The sequence below is a fragment of the Parahaliea aestuarii genome (assembly GCF_008064635.1).
Classification (GTDB): Bacteria; Pseudomonadota; Gammaproteobacteria; order Pseudomonadales; family Halieaceae; genus Parahaliea; species Parahaliea aestuarii.
Map to the genome: position 1 here is coordinate 613,446 of NZ_VRYZ01000002.1, position 18,045 is coordinate 631,490.

Genomic DNA, 18,045 nt, shown 5'->3' on the forward strand with positions numbered 1-18,045 from the left:
CTCCCGTTATACTGTCGGCATAATAACGACGCCGACTACAGCGAGGTTCCGCCATGACTGCCCGATGCCCCAACACCACCTGCCTGAACCTGGCACTCACCGCTGCACTGCTGTCTGCAACAACCCAGGCACAGCCTGGACAGGAGAACACCCAGGTCTACTTCGGCGCCGTCCACGTACACACCAACTACTCTTTCGATGCCTTTACCAACGGCACTCTGGCCTCCCCCGCCGATGCCTATCGCTGGGCGCGAGGTGAGGCCATCCCCGGCGGTGGCGGCGGCCCCGACCTCAAGATCGCCGCCCCACTGGATTTTTACGCCGTGTCCGACCACGCCGAGTGGATGGGCGTATTCAAGCTGATGGAAGACCCCAACAGCCCGATGAGCCGGCACCCGCTGGCCTCCCGTATCACCTCCGACGATCCGGCCGTGGCCATGGGCGCCTTCGGCGAGATTCTGCAAAGCTTCAGCCAGGGCAAGCGCGACGCCAGTCTCGACAACCCCGAGATCAACCACAACGTGTGGCAGGACATCGTCAGCACCGCCGACGCTTACTACCGGCCGGGCGAATTCACCACCTTTCCCGCCTTCGAGTGGACCTCCAACCCCCAGACCCGCAACCTGCACCGGGTGGTGGTATTCCAGGACTCAAAGGCCATACCGGCTACTCCCCTGTCCTCCCAGGACTCCAGTGACCCCGAGCACCTGTGGGACTGGATGGACAGCCAGCGGCAGGCCGGTGCCACCCTGCTGGCCATTCCCCACAACGCCAACGCCAGCGACGGACTGATGTTCTCCCTGCAGACCTTTGACGGCGAAGATCTGACTGCCGACTATTCCGCGCGTCGCCAGCGCAACGAACCGCTGTACGAAATCACCCAGATCAAGGGCACCTCTGAAACTCACCCCGAACTGTCGCCCAACGACGAGTTTGCAGGTTTCGAACTGTGGGACTACCTGCTGTCGACCGAGGGCGCGCGCCCGGAGCACCGCCGCGGCAGCTATGCCCGCCAGGCCCTGCTGGATGGCATCGAACTCGCCGGCCAGGGCAAGGGCAACCCCTTTGCCTACGGCTTTATCGGTGACAGCGATACGCACAACGCCGCCGCCAGCCTCGAGGAATACAACTACAGTGGCAAATTCGCCGTGGAGAATAGCCCCCGCCAGCGCCTGCACGGCCACCCGGGGCAGTCAGAGGCCCAGACCCAGGCTATCCGCGAGTTCAGCTCCGGCGGGCTGGCGGCTGTCTGGGCAGAGGACAACACCCGCGAGGCGATCTTTGGCGCCATGCAGCGCCGGGAAACCTACGGCACCACCGGCCCGCGCATCAAGCTGCGTTTCTTCGGCGGCTGGCAGTTCAGTGCCGACGATGCCAGCAGCGCCGACTTCGCGCAGATCGGCTACCGCAAGGGGCAGCCAATGGGCAGCACCCTGCAGGGCGCGCCGGAATCCGCCGGGGCGCCCACCTTTATGGTGTGGGCCGCCCGCGATCCCGCCAGCGGCAACCTGGACCGGGTGCAGATTATCAAGGGCTGGGTAGACAGGGAGGGGCGGCAGCAGGAAAGAATCCACAACGTCGCCTGGAGTGGCGACCGGCAGCCGGACGCTCGCGGTCAGTTGTCACCTGTGGGTGATACCGTCGATACCAACAGCGGCGACTACAGCAACAGCATCGGCAGCCCGCAACTCGCCGCTTTCTGGCAGGATCCGGATTTCTCCCCGGATGAGCGCGCCTTTTACTATGTGCGGGTCCTGGAGATTCCCACGCCGCGCTGGAGCACCCGCGATGCGGCCGCGCTGGGCGAGCCGGTGCCGGACAATCTGCCCACCAGCATCCAGGAGCGCGCTTTCAGCTCACCCATCTGGTACAGCCCGTGAAGCTGCTGCACAATAACTGAATGGAAAATTCAGTTCAGTTACTTGCCTCCATCATCCAGCTGGCGGTGGCCCCCGTATTTTTGCTGGCCGGCATCGCCGGCTTTCTCAATGTCATGTCGGGTCGACTGGGGCGCATTGTTGACCGCGCCCGCATCGTAGAAGTCCGGGTGAGCACCATCAAGGAGGAGCCGCGGCTGTCGATGATCCGCATTGAGCTCAGGACCCTTTGGCGGCGGGTCCACCTGATCAACTGGTCCATCGGCATGTGCACCGCCTCGGGCTTACTGGTGTGTAGCGTTATCGTCAGCCTGTTTGTGGGCCACCTGTGGGATCTGCACATTGCGGAAGTGGTGATCAGCCTGTTTATCCTCGCGCTGCTGCTGCTGATTATCGCCCTGGTGTTGTTCCTGAAGGAGGTACAACTGGCGACCCGCATACTGCACGTTGGCCGCGAGTTCCCCAACTGACGGCGCAGGGAATTTCCTGCTTCGCTGTCTGTCACAGAATCACACTGCTTAGAGAATCGCTTTATGTTGAAATACTTGCTGACCACTGCTCCATTGGCCGCCCTGCTCGTTGCCTGCAGTGACCCGGTACAGGAGGCACAGGAGGCGGTGAACGCAGCCCTTGGCATCAAGGGCACTACGGAAATTTCAGAAGCGGTTGAATACCCTTCCGGAGTCCTGTGTGGGCGCTACGAGAATTTCGATCGCTGGGGCGAGAGCACTGGCAGACGCCACTTTATCTATTTCGAAGGTGAGGTCAACACAGTGCCCAACCAGCAGGATCGCCTGGTCTTTTGCAGCGAGACGCCGCGTCAGGTGGTGGAAGAAGACCTCGGTCTCCCCCTCACTGGCAACACGGCAAAGCACACCGCCGCCATCGTCGCGGACCTCACCACCCTCTCCGAAGCCCTGGAGCGCTATTACGAGGTTAACGGCGGATACCCCACCACCGAGCAGGGGCTACAGGTGTTGATCAAGCAGCCCTCGGGTAATCAGCCGGCGGCGAATTTCCCGGAGGGCGGCTATCTCGACAAGCTGCCAGTGGATCCCTGGCAACAGCCCTACCGCTATGAAGGTCCGGCCTGGGGCCGGGTCAAATCCCCCTACACGCTGTGGACCGCGGGCGCCGACAACACCCCCGGCGGCAGCGGCGCAGCCACGGACATCAACGCGCAGCAGTTGAAGTACCTGACCTTTGCTGCCGGGCAGCCGTGACGAAGTCATTTATCGGCAACGGGAGAGTGTGTTGTTAGCCATTGCCCCGGGGCTCTCCGTCCCGGACGAAGAAATCGAGTTGAGCGCCATCCGCGCCCAGGGGGCCGGCGGGCAGAATGTGAACAAGGTGTCATCCGCGATACACCTGCGCTTCGACATTCGCGCGTCCTCCCTGCCGGAGGCGCTGAAAGAGCGGCTGCTGGCCCTGTCAGACCGCCGCATCAGCAGCGATGGCTGTGTGGTGATCAAGGCCCAGCGCCACCGCACCCAGGAGAAAAACCGCGCCGACGCCCTGGAGCGCCTGACGGAGATGATACGCAATGCCAATCACGTGCCCAGAGCGCGACGCCCTACCCGCCCGACCCGTTCCTCGCAGAAACGCCGCATGGACCAGAAGACCCAGCGCGGGCAGGTCAAAAACCTGCGCGGCAAGGTCAGCCACGACTGAACCCGCCCTTGTAGTTCAACCGATCCCCACTATAGTTGAACAGGACCCCGCCGCCGGTATCTTGCCGGTACGGCTGGCATGAACAATTGACTCACAGGAGAACACCATGAATATAGAGGTATCCGGCATACTCGGCCTGCTGATCCTGATCGCTGACATCTGGGCCATTGTCAACGTACTGCAATCCGGCGCAGACACCCTGAAGAAGGTGCTCTGGATCGTTGTCATCCTGGTACTGCCAGTGGTAGGCCTGATTCTGTGGTTCCTGTTCGGGCCAAAGGGGTAACGATATGTCTCTGCGTGTAGTACTGGCCGGCTGGCTGCTGTGTTGCGCTGCCGCGGTCTCCCTCCCCGCGCTGGCGGACGAAAGCGATACCGGGCGCATCCACGTTACCGGCGAGGGCAGTGCGGCCCTGGCCCCCGACATGGCGACCCTGTCGCTGACCGTCACTCGCGAGGGCGACACCGCCAGTGAAGCCCTGGCCGCGAATACCGAGGCCATGCGCCAGGTCATGGCCGCCATGCGCAAAGCGGGGGTGGCTGACAAAGACCTGCAAACCAGCCAGTTCAATATCTCGCCGCGCTACTCCAGGGTCGACCCGCGCTCGGGAGACGATGACCAGGGGCCGAGAATTGTCGGCTACCAGGTGCGCAACGGCCTCACCGTGCGTGTGCGCGATATCAACCTGGTGGGCAAGTTGCTCGATAGCGCTGTGCAGCAGGGCGTCAATGAGGGCGGGCAGATCACCCTCGGCAACGCCGACCCCGCCGCGGCCATTGACCGGGCCCGCCAGCAGGCCATGCGCGACGCCCTGTCGCGGGCCCGGGTTCTGGCCGAAGCGGCCGGGGTAAAAACCGGGCGTATTCTGGAAATCCAGGAGCAGAGCTTTCACGGCGGCCCGTCGCCGGCGCCGATGTACCGGATGAGTGAAATGGCAATGGCGGACTCGGTACCCGTGGCGGGCGGCGAAAACGAATACCGGGTGAACGTGAGCCTGACCATCGCCATCCAGCCCTGACTGACGGCGGCCCGTTGGCCAATATTCTCCTCATCTGGGAACTGGGAGGCGCCAGCGGCCATCTCGCCAACCTGTCGCCCTGGCTGCGTGAGGGCGCCCGCAGGGGGCATCGCATCACCCTGGCGGCACCTGCCAGGGAACGCGCCAGGCAATGGTTCGCCGATCTCGACATCGACATCGTTGACGCCCCCCGCTCCGCCCCACCGGGCCGCCCGCCGGACGGTCGGCAAATGTCCTTTACCCAGATCATGCTCCACAGCCTGGGCGATGCCGCCCGGGTGACGCCGCTGGTCGAACGCTGGCAATCGCTGTTCGAGACCGTCCAGCCGGATACCGTAATTTACGAGTTTGCCCCGACCGCACTGATTGCCAGCCTAGGTGGGCAGTGGCAGAAATGGATAGTCGGCAATGGCTATACCCTGCCCCGCGCCGACCTGCCCTACTTCGGCCTGTTTCCGCGCATTCGCAACACCCCAGACAATGCGGCGATCCTGGCCGCCGCCGAAGCCCGACTGGCGGCACTGGTGAATGCCGCGCAACCGCTGGCGATTGCGCACCCCGCCGAGTTGTTCACCCAGGCCGATCAGCAGTTGTTGATGACCCTGCCGGAAATCGACCCCTTTGGTACGCGCCCGCATCCCCCCTACCTGGGCATCAGCGCAGCCGCCGGCAGCGGTGCAGCCCCGCAGTGGCCAGACGGCGCCGGCTTCAGGGTATTTGCTTATCTGCAGCCCTTTCCCGGCCTGCAACTGCTGTTGCAACGGCTGGGCAGTGAAGGGGCACGTGTCCTGGTTTACAGCCCGGAACTCCCCCCCGCCCTGCGCCCGGCGGTGCCGGGTGTGGTATTTTCCGACACCCCGGTAGACCTGGACCAGGCCTTCTCGGAGGCGGAGCTGGCAATAACCATGGGCAACCACACCACCACGGCCCAGGCCTGGCTGGCGGGTGTGCCACTGCTGGTCATTCCACGTGGACTGGAACAGTTCTACACGGTGCGGCGCATGGTCGATGCCGGTCGCGCGGTGGGGGCCCGGGCCGATGCCCTGGACGCCGCGGCAGTGGATGCAGCACTGGCATTGGCCCGCCGCGGTCGCTTCGACAACCCGCCCCTGCAACGCAGGCGTATGGGCGGCGAGGTACTGGGGGAAACCGTGGCGCGCCTGTTCGACCAGATGGAGTGAACATCAATCCTCGATGAAGGAGCGCGCCATCACATTGCTGGCGGGTTGCATCAGGTACTGCAACAACGTGCGCGAACCAGTGTTGATCAGCACTTCCGCCGGCATACCGGGCACCAGCCTCAGGCCGGCCATGCGCGCCATGCTGTCCGGATCCACTTCTACCTGGGCCAGGTAGTAGGGTTCGCCGCTGCTGGTATTGACCAGGCGATCGGCCGAGATACTCACCACATTGCCCTCGGCGATCGGGGTAGTGGCGCTTTTGAAGGCACTGAAGCGAATTCGCGCGCGCACGCCGGTCTGCACCCGATCGATATCCATGGGGGAAATCTGCGCGTCCACCATCAACTGCTGCTGTTCCGGCACAATGTCCATCAGCGGTGTGCCGGGACGCACAACGCCGCCCACGGTGTGCACCGTCATGCCGAGTACCACACCGCTGACCGGCGCGCGAATTACTGCCCTCGCCACCTTGTCCTCCACCGCTCGCAGACGCTCATTCACATCGAACAGTTTCGACTGGATTCCCTCCAGTTCGTCGACCACCTCGCTGCGCTGGTAGCGTTCCAGCTGGATGATCTGCAACTGGGTTTCGCCGATGCGGATGCGGTTGGCGGCGATTTCCGACAGCGCTTCGGCGTTTTCGCCCACCAGGCTGGCGTAGGCCCGCTGCACTTCAGTCAGGCGCTGTTTCCCGGTGAAGCCCCTTTCCTGCAGGCTCTGCAGGTCTTTCATTTCAGATTCATAGGAGGCGAGCAACCTGGCATTGCTGTCGCGCACAGCCTCCACCCCGGCGATCTGCGACTGCAGTTGCTCCACCCGCTGTTCCAGCACCTGGCGTTCGCCGGCATTGGCGCTCATTCTGGCATTGAATATTTCATCCTGGCTGGCCATGGCGGCGGCGACGCGCGGGTCCTCCAGGGCGAGAAAATCGGGCGCGTAAACCACCTCCGCAAGGCCGTCGCGCTCCGCCAGCAGACGCGATTCCAGGGCCCTGAGTGCGATGTACTGCCCACGCAGCACTTCACTTTCGGCGCGATACTGGGTGGCATCCAGCACGATGAGCGCATCCCCGGCCTTCACCGCATCGCCCTCCCGGACCAGGATGTCATCGACAATCCCCCCCTCCAGATGCTGCAGGGTCTTGCGATAGTTCTTGACCGTGACCACGCCCGGCGCCAGTGCGGCGCTGTCGAGGGGGGCAAAGGCCGCCCAGCCGCCAAACACCACGAACACAAGAAACAGAATGACGGCGCCAATCCGCCGATAGCGGGTATCGGAGGTATCCAGTTCAACACTGGCCCGGGCGTCGGTATTCATTCAGCCACTGCCGCGTCGCGCCGGCCGCTGCGCGCCATCGCCTGCAGCGCCTCCAGCACTTCACCCTTGGGCCCGAAGCGGGTTATTCCGCCATTACCCAGTACCATCAACTTGTCCACGGCGGACAGGATGGTCCTGCGGTGAGAGATCACCAGCACGGTGGCGCCGCGCGCCTTCTGCGCCTTCAACGCCTCAATCAGGGCCAGTTCCCCGCGGTCGTCAAGATTGGAATTGGGTTCATCCAGCACCAGCAGGCAGGGATTGCCGTAAAGGGCCCGCGCCAGCGCCAGTCGCTGCCGTTGACCGGCGGAGAGTGCGCTGCCCCCTGGCCCGATCTGCATATCGTAGCCGCCGGGAAGACTCAGAATGGCCTCGTGCACGCCGGCCTGTCGCGCCGCCTCGACCACAGCGCTGGCATCGACCGTGCCGAAGCGGGCAATATTTTCACTGACCGAGCCCTCGAACAACTCCACATCCTGTGGCAGATAGCCCACATGGGGGCCCAGTTCGTCGCGATTCCAGGTGAACACATCGGCGCCGTCCAGGCGCAGGTTGCCCCCGGTTACCGGCCAGATACCGAGGACCGCCCGCGCCAGGCTGGTCTTGCCGGAGCCGCTGGGGCCGATCAGCGCCACGCTGTCGCCGGCCTCAATACGGAAATTAAGGTTGCGCAGTACCAGGTTGCGGGTGCCGGGCGGCGCGAGGGAGACCTTCTCCGCACTGATCTGCCCGCTGGGAGCCGGCAGACTCATACGCGCCGGCAGGGGCGGTATCTGCTGCAACAGCCGTTCAAAACGCCGATAGGCAAGCCGCGCCTGCACAAAGTGACGCCAACCGGCGATCATCTGGTCGACCGGCGCCAGCGCGCGCCCCAGCAGGATGGAGCCGGCGATCATCATCCCCGGGGTCAGTCGCTGCTCGATCACCAGGTAGGCACCCAGCCCCAGCACCAGCGATTGCACCGCCAGCCGGAAGGTCCGCGCCAGCGAAGCAATCACACCGGTACGCCCGGCACGGGACAACTGGGTGGCTAGCAGCGCACGGTAGCGCCGCTGCCAGCGCGCGCGGATATCCCCCAGCATGCCCATGGCTTCGATCACCTCGGCATTGCGCAGGTTCTTCAGCACAAAGGCTTCCAGCGAAGCCGACTCCTCACCCGTTTCCGCCTGCTGATCCCGGCCCAGCCTGGCATTCACCACCGCCAGCGCCAACAACACCAATGCCGAAATTAACCCCACCAGACCGAACAGGGGGTGAAACCAGTACATAACCAGCAGGTAGACCGGAAGCCAGGGAGCGTCAAAAAACGCCAGCAACGCAGAACCCGACAGGTACTGGCGCAACACGGAAAGATCGGACAGGGCGCGGGCCTGGGCAGACTGGCCCGAGGTATACAGCGCCTGACGAAAGGACACTTCGAAGGCGCGATCTTCCAGCAGCGTGTCGAATCGCGCGCCCACGCGGCTCAGTATCTGCGAGCGCACCCACTCCAGGGCGCCGATCGTGGCGAACAGCAACAGGGCCACCAGGGTCAGCATCAGCAGGGTGGGCAGGCTGGCGCTGGGAATAACCCGGTCGTAGACCTGCAACATGTAGAAGGCAGGGGTCAGCAACAGCAGATTGCTGGCGAGGCTGAAAACCAGCACCACAAGCAACGAGGCCCTGCACAATTGCAGGGCCCGCCCGACTTCGCCTCTCTCGACGCGATCTTTCACGGATTTGGCGATGACACTACCCGCACTGGATGCACGACGCTATCAGATGGGTAAGGGCGCTTCATCGTTGAACCAGAAATCGTACTGATCGTCATTGAATATGAATATTCCGGTACCGGTGCCATCTGCACTGGCGTCGGCATAGAGATCTTCCTTGGTCAGTTCACGCCCCAGGTCATACGCAAAGCCATTGCCATCTTCGACCCCATTAATCGCGAAAAAGAGGTCGTCGTCCGGGTGGAAATCGCCATCGGCGTTGGCATCGACATACACCGCGATGACGTTGTCGAAGAAGCTCGAGGGCCGCCATTCAACGCTCAGTGCACGGTCTACCTGCGCCTCCGTGTCGAAGAAGAAATCGGTGATGGCCTCGTCCGAAGGATCCTCAAAGCTCTCGACCGTGAAAGCGCCGTACTCATCGATGGTGGTAAACAGAATATCCTCTATGGCGGCCTCATTGTCTTCACCGAGCTCAAAGGCGGTCAGATCGAACTTGTCCTGCCCACCTCTTACACCATTGTCGAGGAAGGGGGTCAGTTGCAGATCGTAGAACTCGTCGTAAAGCAGGCCGTCACCGAAATTGGCCGAATCGGCAACCGTCTCGTAGACAATTTCGAAAGAAATCTCACCTTCCCGGCCCTCCGCCAGGCTGTCCCAGCGGAAATCCAGGTCCATGTCGTTGTTGGTCTGGTCGCGCTGATCGATGGCGACGATCACATCCTGCTCGCTAATAGAGGCACTGATATCCACCAGCGCGTAGTTGAAATCGAACAGTCCCTCGGCCTCACCCAGCAGGTTGACCGTTGCCTGGTTGTCGCCGTTGATACCGAACTGGATATCGAAGATTGTGCCGGAGTCCTCCAGCATTTCACTGAAGCCGTATACCACCACCAGGTCGTCCGCGCTGAAATCCTCGATACGGTTGGGGCTGTCGGGGTCGGCGACACCAAAACCCGTGAAAACCGTTCTTTCGAATTCACCGCCCTCGCCATCGGGTACGAATACACCGGTCCGGATGTCGTAACTTTCCGCCAGCACAAAGCGATCCCGCCCCGCGCCACCGGTGAGGCTGTCGGCACCTTCGCTGGCGAACAGCAGGTCATTGCCCGCGCCGCCGTTGAGCACATCGTCCCCCGCCCCCCCGAACAGGAGGTCATCCCCGCCCTCGGCACCGGGTTCCGGGTTTTCGAAATCCCCGAAGATCCGGTCGCCGGGGTCATCTTCACTGAAGCCTGAACCGAGGTAGAGCATGCCGAACAACAGGTCATCGTCGGCGCCGCCTTCGATCAGCTCCTGGCCTAGGCCGCCGAATATAGCGTCTTCGCCGTCTCCGCCACGGAACACGTTGCTGCCGAAATAGCTGACCCCCTGGTCAAAGGTGTCGTAGCCAGTGAAAACATTGTCGCCGCTGTTGCCGATCAGCTCATAGCCGCCATACAGGGTATTGCCGTCATCGAAGGGCGCAACCGTTGCCAGGCGCACGTTAATTTCCGCACTGCCGGTGCGGGAAAAGTCGAGCACCGAGATTTCCGGTCCGAAGGCGAAGCCGAGGCTGTCGTCCTCGCCCGTCAACAGCCCGCCCGACCCGACCTCGTAGACTGTGCCGTGGCTCGCAATCGTCGCCGCGGTCAGTTCGAGATTGGTGAAACCCGACACCGCCGACGACGGCTGGAACACATCGTAGTCGCCAACCGCCAGGCGACTGCCGGGCGCACCGACACCGGTCGCGGTGAGGCCGGTGAGTGTGACCAGAGAAACATCCAGACTTTCGAAGGTGAAGGTCATGCCCAGCAGGCTGGTAAGTTGCTGGGCGATATCCGCGAGGTCGATTGCCTCGGTGATAGTCAGCCCGAGGGTGCCGAAAGCGGAATCTGAAAGTGTCAGTGAAGCCATACTGTTTTACCTGTGGTCGTCTTCGCCGCCCGGGCTAGAAACGCGCTTCCCAGCGCGCGCCAACGGAGATGATTTCGCCGCTGAGATTGTCGTAGCTACCCAGGGTCTGGTAGTTGATGAAGGCGCTGATGCCGTGAATGAACTGCGCGGCAACCCCGGCGCCGTACACCATGTAGCCAGTGTCCGGGTCGTCTGCCTCAATCATCATACCGTTGGTATCGTTGAATTCCCCCAATGGGTCGTTGGCGAAACGATAGCGCACGCCACCGGCGGAATCTTCGAACTCACGGGTGTACTCGACCCGCAGGTAGGGGGTAATCACCCCCCAGCTCGGCAGGAAGGTATAACTGACCTGGCCGCCGGCACTGACGCTCATGGACTCGTAGGCCTGCTCGTCGATATCCAGGTTCCAGCCCCCCGCTCCACGCTCGCTGAAAGGATCCACCGAACCGTCGAGGTAAAAGAAGCGCACCAGGGGGTCGACATTGAGCCCGCCCCAGTTGAAGTTGTAGCCGGCATTGAAGCTGATGTAGTACTCGTCACCGTCGGAGGAGCCTTCCGCCACCCGGTCCACGGTGCCACCGAAATCGGTGTAGAAGATATTGCGCTCGGTCTCAACATCCGACCAGCCGTAGCTGACGATACCGTCGACATAACCGTTACCCGAATACAGGCTGCCATAGAGCGCCAGCGAGTAGTTGTCGGTACGCGTCTCACCACCGTTGTCGGCGAACTCGACATCGGACTGCCCAACGCTCACCGAAGCGCCGGCGAAGATGTTGTCGGTGATGCGGTAGTCCGCACCCACGGTGAGGGACTGGGCATCAAAATCAAAGCCGGATTCCAGTTCTGTCCTGTCCTGATCGCCAAAGTTCAGGTCGCCGCGAACGAACAGGCCCAGGCGGCTGTATTCGCGCAGCAGATCTTCACCGCCTTCATCCGCACTGGCACCCAGCCCCATGGCGGACAGCCCCTCGGCAAGAGCCTTCTCAAGGTCAGCTCCGCTGACCAGGGTATCCCCTGTGCGCACGTTGAGCCCTGCAATACTGATGCCCTTCGCCTGGCCCTCGCGCATCCGGGAAATACGCGCCCCGATATTGCGGAAGCGCGAGAAAGAGAGAACGCGGAAGGCCTTGCTGATAGCGCTCAGCTCCTCCGGGGTTATGGCGCGCAAGGCATCCAGGGCCTGTTTGGCGGTGGTGCCCTGGGCGCGCAGGTTGGTACATAGCTGCAGCAGGTCCTGCTGCCCGGCGTTACCCGGTTGCAGTGACGGACACAACTCATCGATACGACGGGACGTGCGCAATTCGTTGGCCGAGGCATTGGCGAGCACGGAGGTGCCATCGGCATCCACCTTGTTGGTCACACCGCCGTCGGCCTGCCGGCTGGCATCCACCTGCAGCCGTACCAGGGCGGGCGCGGACTCCAGGCCCTCGGGATCGTCCAGCGGGCGGTCGCGCACCTTGTAGGTAAATGAGTCGGGGCCGGAATAGCCGGCAAAAGGGCGGTAGCGGAAGGTACCGTCCTGGTTCAGCTGCAACTCACCGTTTTCAGGGGGTGTGACAAGGATGGCAATCAGGTTGTCGTTGTTCGGGTCCTGGTCATTGATCAACAGGTTGCCGTTCTCGTAGTCGCCTTCGAAATCATCGTCGCTGGCAATCGGCGGCAGGTTGTTCTCGGGTAGTTGCGCTACCAGGGACACTGTGGCGACATCACTCACCAGCTCGCCGTCGCTGGCGCGGTAGGTAAAGCTGTCCGGGCCGGTATAGCCAATATTCGGCGTATAGGTGAAGGTGCCGTTGGCGTTCAGTTCCGCAACACCATTCGCCGGCTGGGTCTCGAGGATGGCGGAGAGCGTATCGCCATTGGCGTCGAGATCATTTTCCAGCACATTGCGACCCTGGTAGTCTGCACCAAAGTTGTCATCCACCGCCTGGGGCCCGGCGTTCGGAGGCTCCTCCACCGACAGGGTAACCGTGGCCACGTTACTGTCGAGTTCGCCGTCACTGGCCAGGTAGGTAAAACTGTCGCTGCCAAAATAGTCGGGGTTGGGGGTGTACTGGACAGTGCCGTCCGGACTCAGGACCAGGGTGCCATTGGCGGGCCCGGACACCAGCACGGCGCTCAGGCTGTCCCCGTCGGGGTCCGTGTCATTCGCCAGGACATTGGCGCCCGCAAACCCGGTGCCGAGGTTGTCATCCACCGCTACCGGCGCCTCGTTGGATGCCTCGACGGTAAGGCTCACAATACCCGGACTGGTGCTGATATTGACGCCGTCGAAGGCCTCGTAGGTGAACGTGACATTGCCGCTGAACCCAGCGGGCGGGGTGTAGACAAAAGTACCGTTGGAGTTCAGCACCACGCTACCTGCGGTTGGCGCGGTCAACAGGTTGGCCACCAGGGGGTCGCCCTCGGGGTCAATATCATTGGCCAGGACATTGGCGCCGACGTAATCGGTACCGAAATTGTCGTCCACCGCGATCGGCGCCTCGTTGACCAGCTCGCTGCAACTGCTGTCCACCGTGCTGTAGTAGCCGTTGTCGATCTGCACGATAGGCAGGCCGAGGACGTTATCGTTGGCGTCGAACAGCGCCAGGCGGACTTCCTGGCTCAGGTCGCCGGCATCGTCGAATGTGTAAGAGAGGCAGGCCCCCTGGGCTGTAAACGGCGCGAGCAGCGCCGCCGGGTCACCGTTGTTATTCTGGGAGGCCAGGACCTCGATGCGGACGATGGCGGGGTCGGCAAACTCCAGCGCCTGGTCCCGCGCGACCGAGACAGGGGCCGCCTCCACCGTGGCGGAGACCACAACCCCTGCCAACACCATCAGCGCCGCCAAAGCGGACGGAACACGCTCACCCATTTCCCTTCCCCTGTCCACCGTTTGCCGGGCACCCGAACCTGTGCCCGTTATAAAATCCATTTATCGGGTCATTCTATGCCCACACAGTATTGTCATGATTAGCGGAAGGGTCAATGTACAAAGCGGTCGAATGGGTGAGATTTCACGCCTGAAAGGCGTAGTCGCACCCCGATTCACTTCGCCGGGGCCATGGCAAGCCCCGCAGAGCGCGGCCCCGATACAGCGGGCCGCGATGCGCAGGGTGGACTGGGCCGGCACAGCTGAGGGCCGGCCCTGCGGGTGCCGGCCTAGCGGAACTCGTAGATCACGTCCACGCCGTAGGTACGTGGCCGCCCGTAGGTGTTGCCGGCAAAGCCCAGGGTTGCGAAGTCGATACCCCACTCCCGGTACTCTTCATCCGTTGCGTTCTTGACCCAGGCGGCGACCCGCAGGTTGCCGCTGTCGCCGAGTGCGATGTCCTTGAGACTCACCCGCGCATTGACGATAGTGCGGTCATCGGCGCTGTCGAACTGGTTCTGGAAGGGATGAAAAGTAAAGCCGTCGGTGTAAACCGCATCGACCCGGGCCGACAGGGCGCCCCAGCTGAATGGCTCGAAGTCATACTGCAAACCGAGACTGCCGCTGTTTTCCGGCGCCCGGGTCACGCTGGTGACATCGGAGATATCTTCCTCCCTGTCAGTGGCCGGATTGCGCGCCAGGTACTCGTCGAACTCGGCGTCGAGGTAACCGTAGGTCAGCTCCATCAGCAGGCCCTGGGTAAGAAGTGCCGTGAGCTCGATCTCGAGCCCCTGGTAGGTGGCCTCGCCGGCGTTCACAATCCGGCTGGAAGCCCCACCGGAACCGGCCTCGAACTGGGCCACCTGGATGTCCTGGTAGTCGTTGTAGAACAGGGCTGCGTTCAACCGCACCCGGCTGTCAAACCAGTCGGACTTGATGCCCAGCTCGTAGGAGAACAGCTCCTCTTCATCGAAGGGATCTTCCCAGGCGCTGAGGGTCGAGGCCCGCGAGTTGAAGCCGCCGCTGTTATAGCCGGTGGAATAAGTGCCGTAGACATTCACCGTTTCGGCAACGGCGTAGTTCAGGGTCAACAGGTAGCTGACATTGTCCCAGGTACCGTCGTTGGTGAAGCGCTCGTCGAAGGAGCTCTGTCCGATGCTCTCGTTGAACAGGAAGCCCTCGCGGTCATCCTCGGTGTAGCGAACACCGGCGGTCAGGTCGAGATTGTCGGTAAAGGAAAAGGTCGCCTGGCTGTAGACCGCCCAGGATTCGGTGGTCTGGCCATAGATAAAGTCCACCTGGCCGTTCAGGTTGGGGTCGGCGCCGGGAGACGGGAACGGCAGGGGCAGACGCTGGCTGCCCTGGCACACCGGTCCAACACCCGGAATTTCCGGGCAAAAGCCTGCCGCGGCATAGGCGCCATCGAGCGCGCCGCCGAGCAGGAACTGGATCGGCAGGGAGAAGGTCTGCGGGTTGCTCTGGTAGATCTCTTCCCGGTACTGGTAGTAACCCACGGTGTACTGCAGGCGATCGTCGAAAGCATCGCCAATCAGTTGCAACTCATTGGTAGTCAGGTCGATCGACCCCTCATCGATGGTGGCGTGAAAGCCCGGGGTCGGAACTTCCATGCCGCCACCGTAGAACAGGTCGCGAGCGGTCAGGGCACCGCCATCGAGGTCGGTGGAATCATAACCCGAGCTGGTTTCGCGGTTGGCGAAGATGTACTTGATGGTGAAGGGGTCGAGTTCCCAGTTCACGGTCAGCGTGTGGCCGGTCACGTCCAGCCACTCCTTGCTCACCCCGTCGAGGGTGTAGTCTTCCCGGCGCTTGTCGGGGTCGCCGACCGAGGCGGCCATTTGCTGGTAGAGTTCGCCGCCCAGGAAGGTGTAGGGAAAGGGCGTGGTGGTAAAGCCGTTGTAGATGCTGTCCTTGACCTTGCTGATCTGGAAGGGCGTGGGAACCCCTTCGTTCTTGGTGCGATCGTAACTGTAATCGACGGTCAGGCTGTCGGTCGGCTCAAAGCGAAGGGCGATGCGGTAGGCGTCGTTATCCTCGCTGCCCAGATCGCTTTCACCACCGGGGAAATCATTGTCAGCCCAACCGTCATACTGCATGGTCATGCCGGAGATTTTCGCCGACATCATACCTATCTTCGGTGTATCGACTGACACTGAGGCACGCTGGTAACCGTCGTTACCGTAGTTGCCCTCCACCCTGAAACCGAACTCCCCTGCGGGCTTGACCGTGGTCACGTTCAGGGCGCCGCCGGTGCTGTTGCGACCGAACAGCGTACCCTGGGGCCCGCGCAATACCTCCACGCTCTCGAGGTCGACGATGTCGAACACCGCGCCCACGGTTTTACTCATGTACACGCCGTCGAGGTAGAAACTGGTTTTCGGGTCCACCATCAGCGAAGTCTCGCCGCTGCCCACCCCGCGGATATAGATGGACATATTGGAGTTGGACGAGGGTTGCTTCTGGATATTGGTGTTTGGCGCCATGCCACCGATATCAGAAATGTCGTAAATGCCGAGGTCGGCGATCTTTTCCGAGTTGAAGGCAGTTACCGCGATGGGCGTATCCTGCAACATGGTCTGGCGCCGCTGGGCGGTGACCACGATTTCCTCCAGCATGAGTTCCTGACCGAGGGCGATGGGGGATTGGCTCGCGCCGGCCAGGGTCAGGGCTGCGGCAAGAGGGGTCAGGGTGCTACGGGTACTACGACCGAGATATGACATAGTGTTGCTCCAATGCTTTTATTCTGGGGTTTGGAAACGTACTTCGTCGATCTGCTGTTCCGTTCAGCGATACCGCTCCTTGTTATGTTCTGGATATTGCGTCCGGCCTTGCTCCTCTGTGTACTAGCCTTGCGGCGGTTGAATCGGGCGGCGGAATGCCGCCACTAACTATCGTTTTACTTCAAACCCTGCGGCCCGCGCATCCCACGTTTGGGGGGTAAGGCCCCGCTCCCGCAGGCGGAACTTCTGCACCTTGTTGGTAGGTGTATAGGGCAACTGCTTTACCGTTTCAATATAGCGGGGCACGAAAAAGTAGGGGGCATTGTCGTTGACAAAACGCGCCAGTGTCGCCGGTTCCAGGCTTTCGCCAGGCTTCAGGATGACGTCCAGCTTGATCTCGCTCTCGGCCTCCAGTTCATCGCTGGGGATGCCGTAGGCGGCGCAGTCGGCAATGGCCGGATGCTTGCGCACCGCCATCTCCACTTCGAAGGTGGAAATATTGCGCCCCTTGTAGCGCACGGCGTCTTTCTTGCGATCGCAGAAGTAGTAGTAGCCCGCCTCGTCGCGCCGGGCCAGGTCGCCGGTGCGGTACCACTCCCCGCTATAGGCGGCGGCGGTGGCCTCGGGATCGTCGAAATAGCCATTGAAAATGCAGTGGGGCTGGCGCGGCCTGACCCACAGCTCACCCTGCTCACCGACAGCGACATCGTGACCCTCGTCATCCACCAGGCGCACCTCCACCCGCGACACCGGGGTGCCGCAACTGCCCGGGGGCACCGCGCTGCGGTCGCACTCATCCTGGTTGATCACCGTGAAGGCCTCGCTCTGGCCAAGCCCCTGGGGCATCAGCTCGACACCGAAGCGCTCACTGAAGGGGCCAGCCAGTTGCGGTGGCATGGGCACGGCCATCAGCTTTTTCAGACAGTGGTCGGCGTCATCGGGCCGGGACGGGGCATTCCACAGGAACATGTGCATGGCGCCGAGGGTAAAGCTCTGGGTGGCGCGATAATAGTCCACCCGGTCCCAGAAGGTGGTCACCGAGAAGGCGGAGTCCATCGCCAGCGGCACCCCCGCCAGCATGGCGCGAAACACCGAGGTGACCCAGGCGGCAGAGTTGTACAGCGGCAGCACCGAGTAGATGACATCGCCGGCTTCCATGCCGAACTGGTTGTTGGCGGAAATCACTGCGTCGAACCAGACATTGTGGCTCTGCATAACGCCCTTGGAGCGCCCGGTCGTTCCCGACGTCCACAGGACCGCGCAGGTGTCACCCGCGCTGAAGTCACTCATGTCCGGCTCGCCGGCGCCCGCCTCGTAGAGCTGCGCCAGGGGCTCGGCATCGGGCAGTTCATCACTGTGCCCGAGGCTGGCTATGGGCAAGCCCCCCAACACCTCACGCACCTGGGCCAGGCGCGGCGCGTGCTGGGCGTCGGTCATCAGCAGGGTGGGCCGGCTGCGCACGATACTGTCGCTGAGCCACTCGCCCTTGTAATCACTGTTCACCGGTACCCACACCGCGCCCAGCTTGTTGGCCGCCAGTGCCAGGAAAATGACATCCGGGGTGGAATCCATGTAGAAGGCCACCCGCTCGCCGGCCGTCAGCCCCCGCCGTGCCAGCCCGGCGGCCAGGGCGTTCACCCTGTCGTTGGCTTCGGCGTAGGTATAGCGGTCGCTGCCATAGAGCAGGAAGGGTGTGTCGCCGATGGCACCGGCCTGGTCGCGCAAGGCCCGCCCCAGGTGGCGCTGGCTGCGATCGGGGTAATCGATCATGTGCATA

Annotated in this window: 13 protein-coding genes; 7 read left to right on the forward strand and 6 right to left on the reverse strand. The window is 62.6% G+C overall.

From position 1 onward, the window contains the following. The first annotated feature begins 53 nt into the window (after positions 1 to 53). From FVW59_RS06900 to FVW59_RS06930, 7 genes are all read left to right on the forward strand, one after another. Positions 54 to 1,880 carry a DUF3604 domain-containing protein gene (locus FVW59_RS06900; RefSeq protein ID WP_148063480.1) on the forward strand — a complete coding sequence of 609 codons (1,827 nt, stop codon included), beginning with the start codon at positions 54 to 56 and terminating at the stop codon, positions 1,878 to 1,880. A gap of 20 nt (positions 1,881 to 1,900) precedes the next feature. Beyond that, complete coding sequence (locus FVW59_RS06905) at positions 1,901 to 2,347, forward strand: DUF2721 domain-containing protein (RefSeq protein WP_148063481.1); 447 nt, start codon at positions 1,901 to 1,903, stop codon at positions 2,345 to 2,347. Between the two features lie 63 nt (positions 2,348 to 2,410). Beyond that, positions 2,411 to 3,100 carry a type II secretion system protein GspG gene (locus FVW59_RS06910; RefSeq protein ID WP_148063482.1) on the forward strand — a complete coding sequence of 230 codons (690 nt, stop codon included), beginning with the start codon at positions 2,411 to 2,413 and terminating at the stop codon, positions 3,098 to 3,100. A gap of 31 nt (positions 3,101 to 3,131) precedes the next feature. Then, on the forward strand, positions 3,132 to 3,548 hold the full coding sequence (arfB, locus tag FVW59_RS06915; RefSeq protein ID WP_148063483.1) for an alternative ribosome rescue aminoacyl-tRNA hydrolase ArfB: 417 nt from the start codon (positions 3,132 to 3,134) through the stop codon (positions 3,546 to 3,548). A 106-nt stretch (positions 3,549 to 3,654) separates the two neighbouring features. After that, positions 3,655 to 3,834, forward strand: coding sequence for a PLDc N-terminal domain-containing protein (locus tag FVW59_RS06920; protein ID WP_148063484.1), 180 nt, complete (start codon positions 3,655 to 3,657; stop codon positions 3,832 to 3,834). 4 nt (positions 3,835 to 3,838) lie between these two features. Beyond that, on the forward strand, positions 3,839 to 4,567 hold the full coding sequence (locus tag FVW59_RS06925; protein ID WP_148063485.1) for an SIMPL domain-containing protein: 729 nt from the start codon (positions 3,839 to 3,841) through the stop codon (positions 4,565 to 4,567). A 14-nt stretch (positions 4,568 to 4,581) separates the two neighbouring features. After that, on the forward strand, positions 4,582 to 5,748 hold the full coding sequence (locus FVW59_RS06930; RefSeq protein ID WP_148063486.1) for a hypothetical protein: 1,167 nt from the start codon (positions 4,582 to 4,584) through the stop codon (positions 5,746 to 5,748). Between the two features lie 3 nt (positions 5,749 to 5,751). On the opposite strand, the gene FVW59_RS06935 is transcribed toward FVW59_RS06930, so the two are convergent. The 6 genes from FVW59_RS06935 to FVW59_RS06960 form a co-directional block, all read right to left on the reverse strand. Continuing rightward, a complete protein-coding gene (locus FVW59_RS06935; protein WP_148063487.1) occupies positions 5,752 to 7,065 on the reverse strand; it encodes an HlyD family type I secretion periplasmic adaptor subunit in 1,314 nt (437 codons plus the stop codon). Beyond that, complete coding sequence (locus tag FVW59_RS06940) at positions 7,062 to 8,780, reverse strand: type I secretion system permease/ATPase (protein WP_148063488.1); 1,719 nt, start codon at positions 8,778 to 8,780, stop codon at positions 7,062 to 7,064. The genes FVW59_RS06935 and FVW59_RS06940 overlap by 4 nt, the downstream gene beginning before the upstream one ends. 42 nt (positions 8,781 to 8,822) lie before the next feature. Next, positions 8,823 to 10,673, reverse strand: coding sequence for a calcium-binding protein (locus FVW59_RS06945; protein WP_148063489.1), 1,851 nt, complete (start codon positions 10,671 to 10,673; stop codon positions 8,823 to 8,825). Positions 10,674 to 10,707: 34 nt separating this feature from the next. Next, positions 10,708 to 13,533 carry an autotransporter family protein gene (locus tag FVW59_RS06950; protein ID WP_187275804.1) on the reverse strand — a complete coding sequence of 942 codons (2,826 nt, stop codon included), beginning with the start codon at positions 13,531 to 13,533 and terminating at the stop codon, positions 10,708 to 10,710. A 287-nt stretch (positions 13,534 to 13,820) separates the two neighbouring features. Beyond that, positions 13,821 to 16,268 (reverse strand): TonB-dependent receptor, encoded by a 2,448-nt coding sequence (locus tag FVW59_RS06955; protein ID WP_148063491.1) that lies wholly within the window; start codon positions 16,266 to 16,268, stop codon positions 13,821 to 13,823. 168 nt (positions 16,269 to 16,436) lie between these two features. After that, positions 16,437 to 18,044, reverse strand: a complete 1,608-nt coding sequence (locus tag FVW59_RS06960) for an AMP-binding protein (RefSeq protein ID WP_187275805.1) — start codon at positions 18,042 to 18,044, stop codon at positions 16,437 to 16,439. Between the last annotated feature and the right edge of the window lies 1 nt (position 18,045).

Excerpts from the sequence above, each read along its gene's own strand:
- FVW59_RS06900 (WP_148063480.1), top strand. The coding sequence starts at position 54 with ATGACTGCCCGATGCCCCAACACCACCTGCCTGAACCTGGCACTCACC.
- FVW59_RS06905 (WP_148063481.1), top strand. The coding sequence starts at position 1,901 with ATGGAAAATTCAGTTCAGTTACTTGCCTCCATCATCCAGCTGGCGGTG.
- FVW59_RS06910 (WP_148063482.1), top strand. The coding sequence starts at position 2,411 with ATGTTGAAATACTTGCTGACCACTGCTCCATTGGCCGCCCTGCTCGTT.
- FVW59_RS06920 (WP_148063484.1), top strand. The coding sequence starts at position 3,655 with ATGAATATAGAGGTATCCGGCATACTCGGCCTGCTGATCCTGATCGCT.
- FVW59_RS06925 (WP_148063485.1), top strand. The coding sequence starts at position 3,839 with ATGTCTCTGCGTGTAGTACTGGCCGGCTGGCTGCTGTGTTGCGCTGCC.
- FVW59_RS06935 (WP_148063487.1), bottom strand. The coding sequence starts at position 7,065 with ATGAATACCGACGCCCGGGCCAGTGTTGAACTGGATACCTCCGATACC.
- FVW59_RS06945 (WP_148063489.1), bottom strand. The coding sequence starts at position 10,673 with ATGGCTTCACTGACACTTTCAGATTCCGCTTTCGGCACCCTCGGGCTG.
- FVW59_RS06950 (WP_187275804.1), bottom strand. The coding sequence starts at position 13,533 with ATGGGTGAGCGTGTTCCGTCCGCTTTGGCGGCGCTGATGGTGTTGGCA.
- FVW59_RS06955 (WP_148063491.1), bottom strand. The coding sequence starts at position 16,268 with ATGTCATATCTCGGTCGTAGTACCCGTAGCACCCTGACCCCTCTTGCC.
- FVW59_RS06960 (WP_187275805.1), bottom strand. The coding sequence starts at position 18,044 with ATGCACATGATCGATTACCCCGATCGCAGCCAGCGCCACCTGGGGCGG.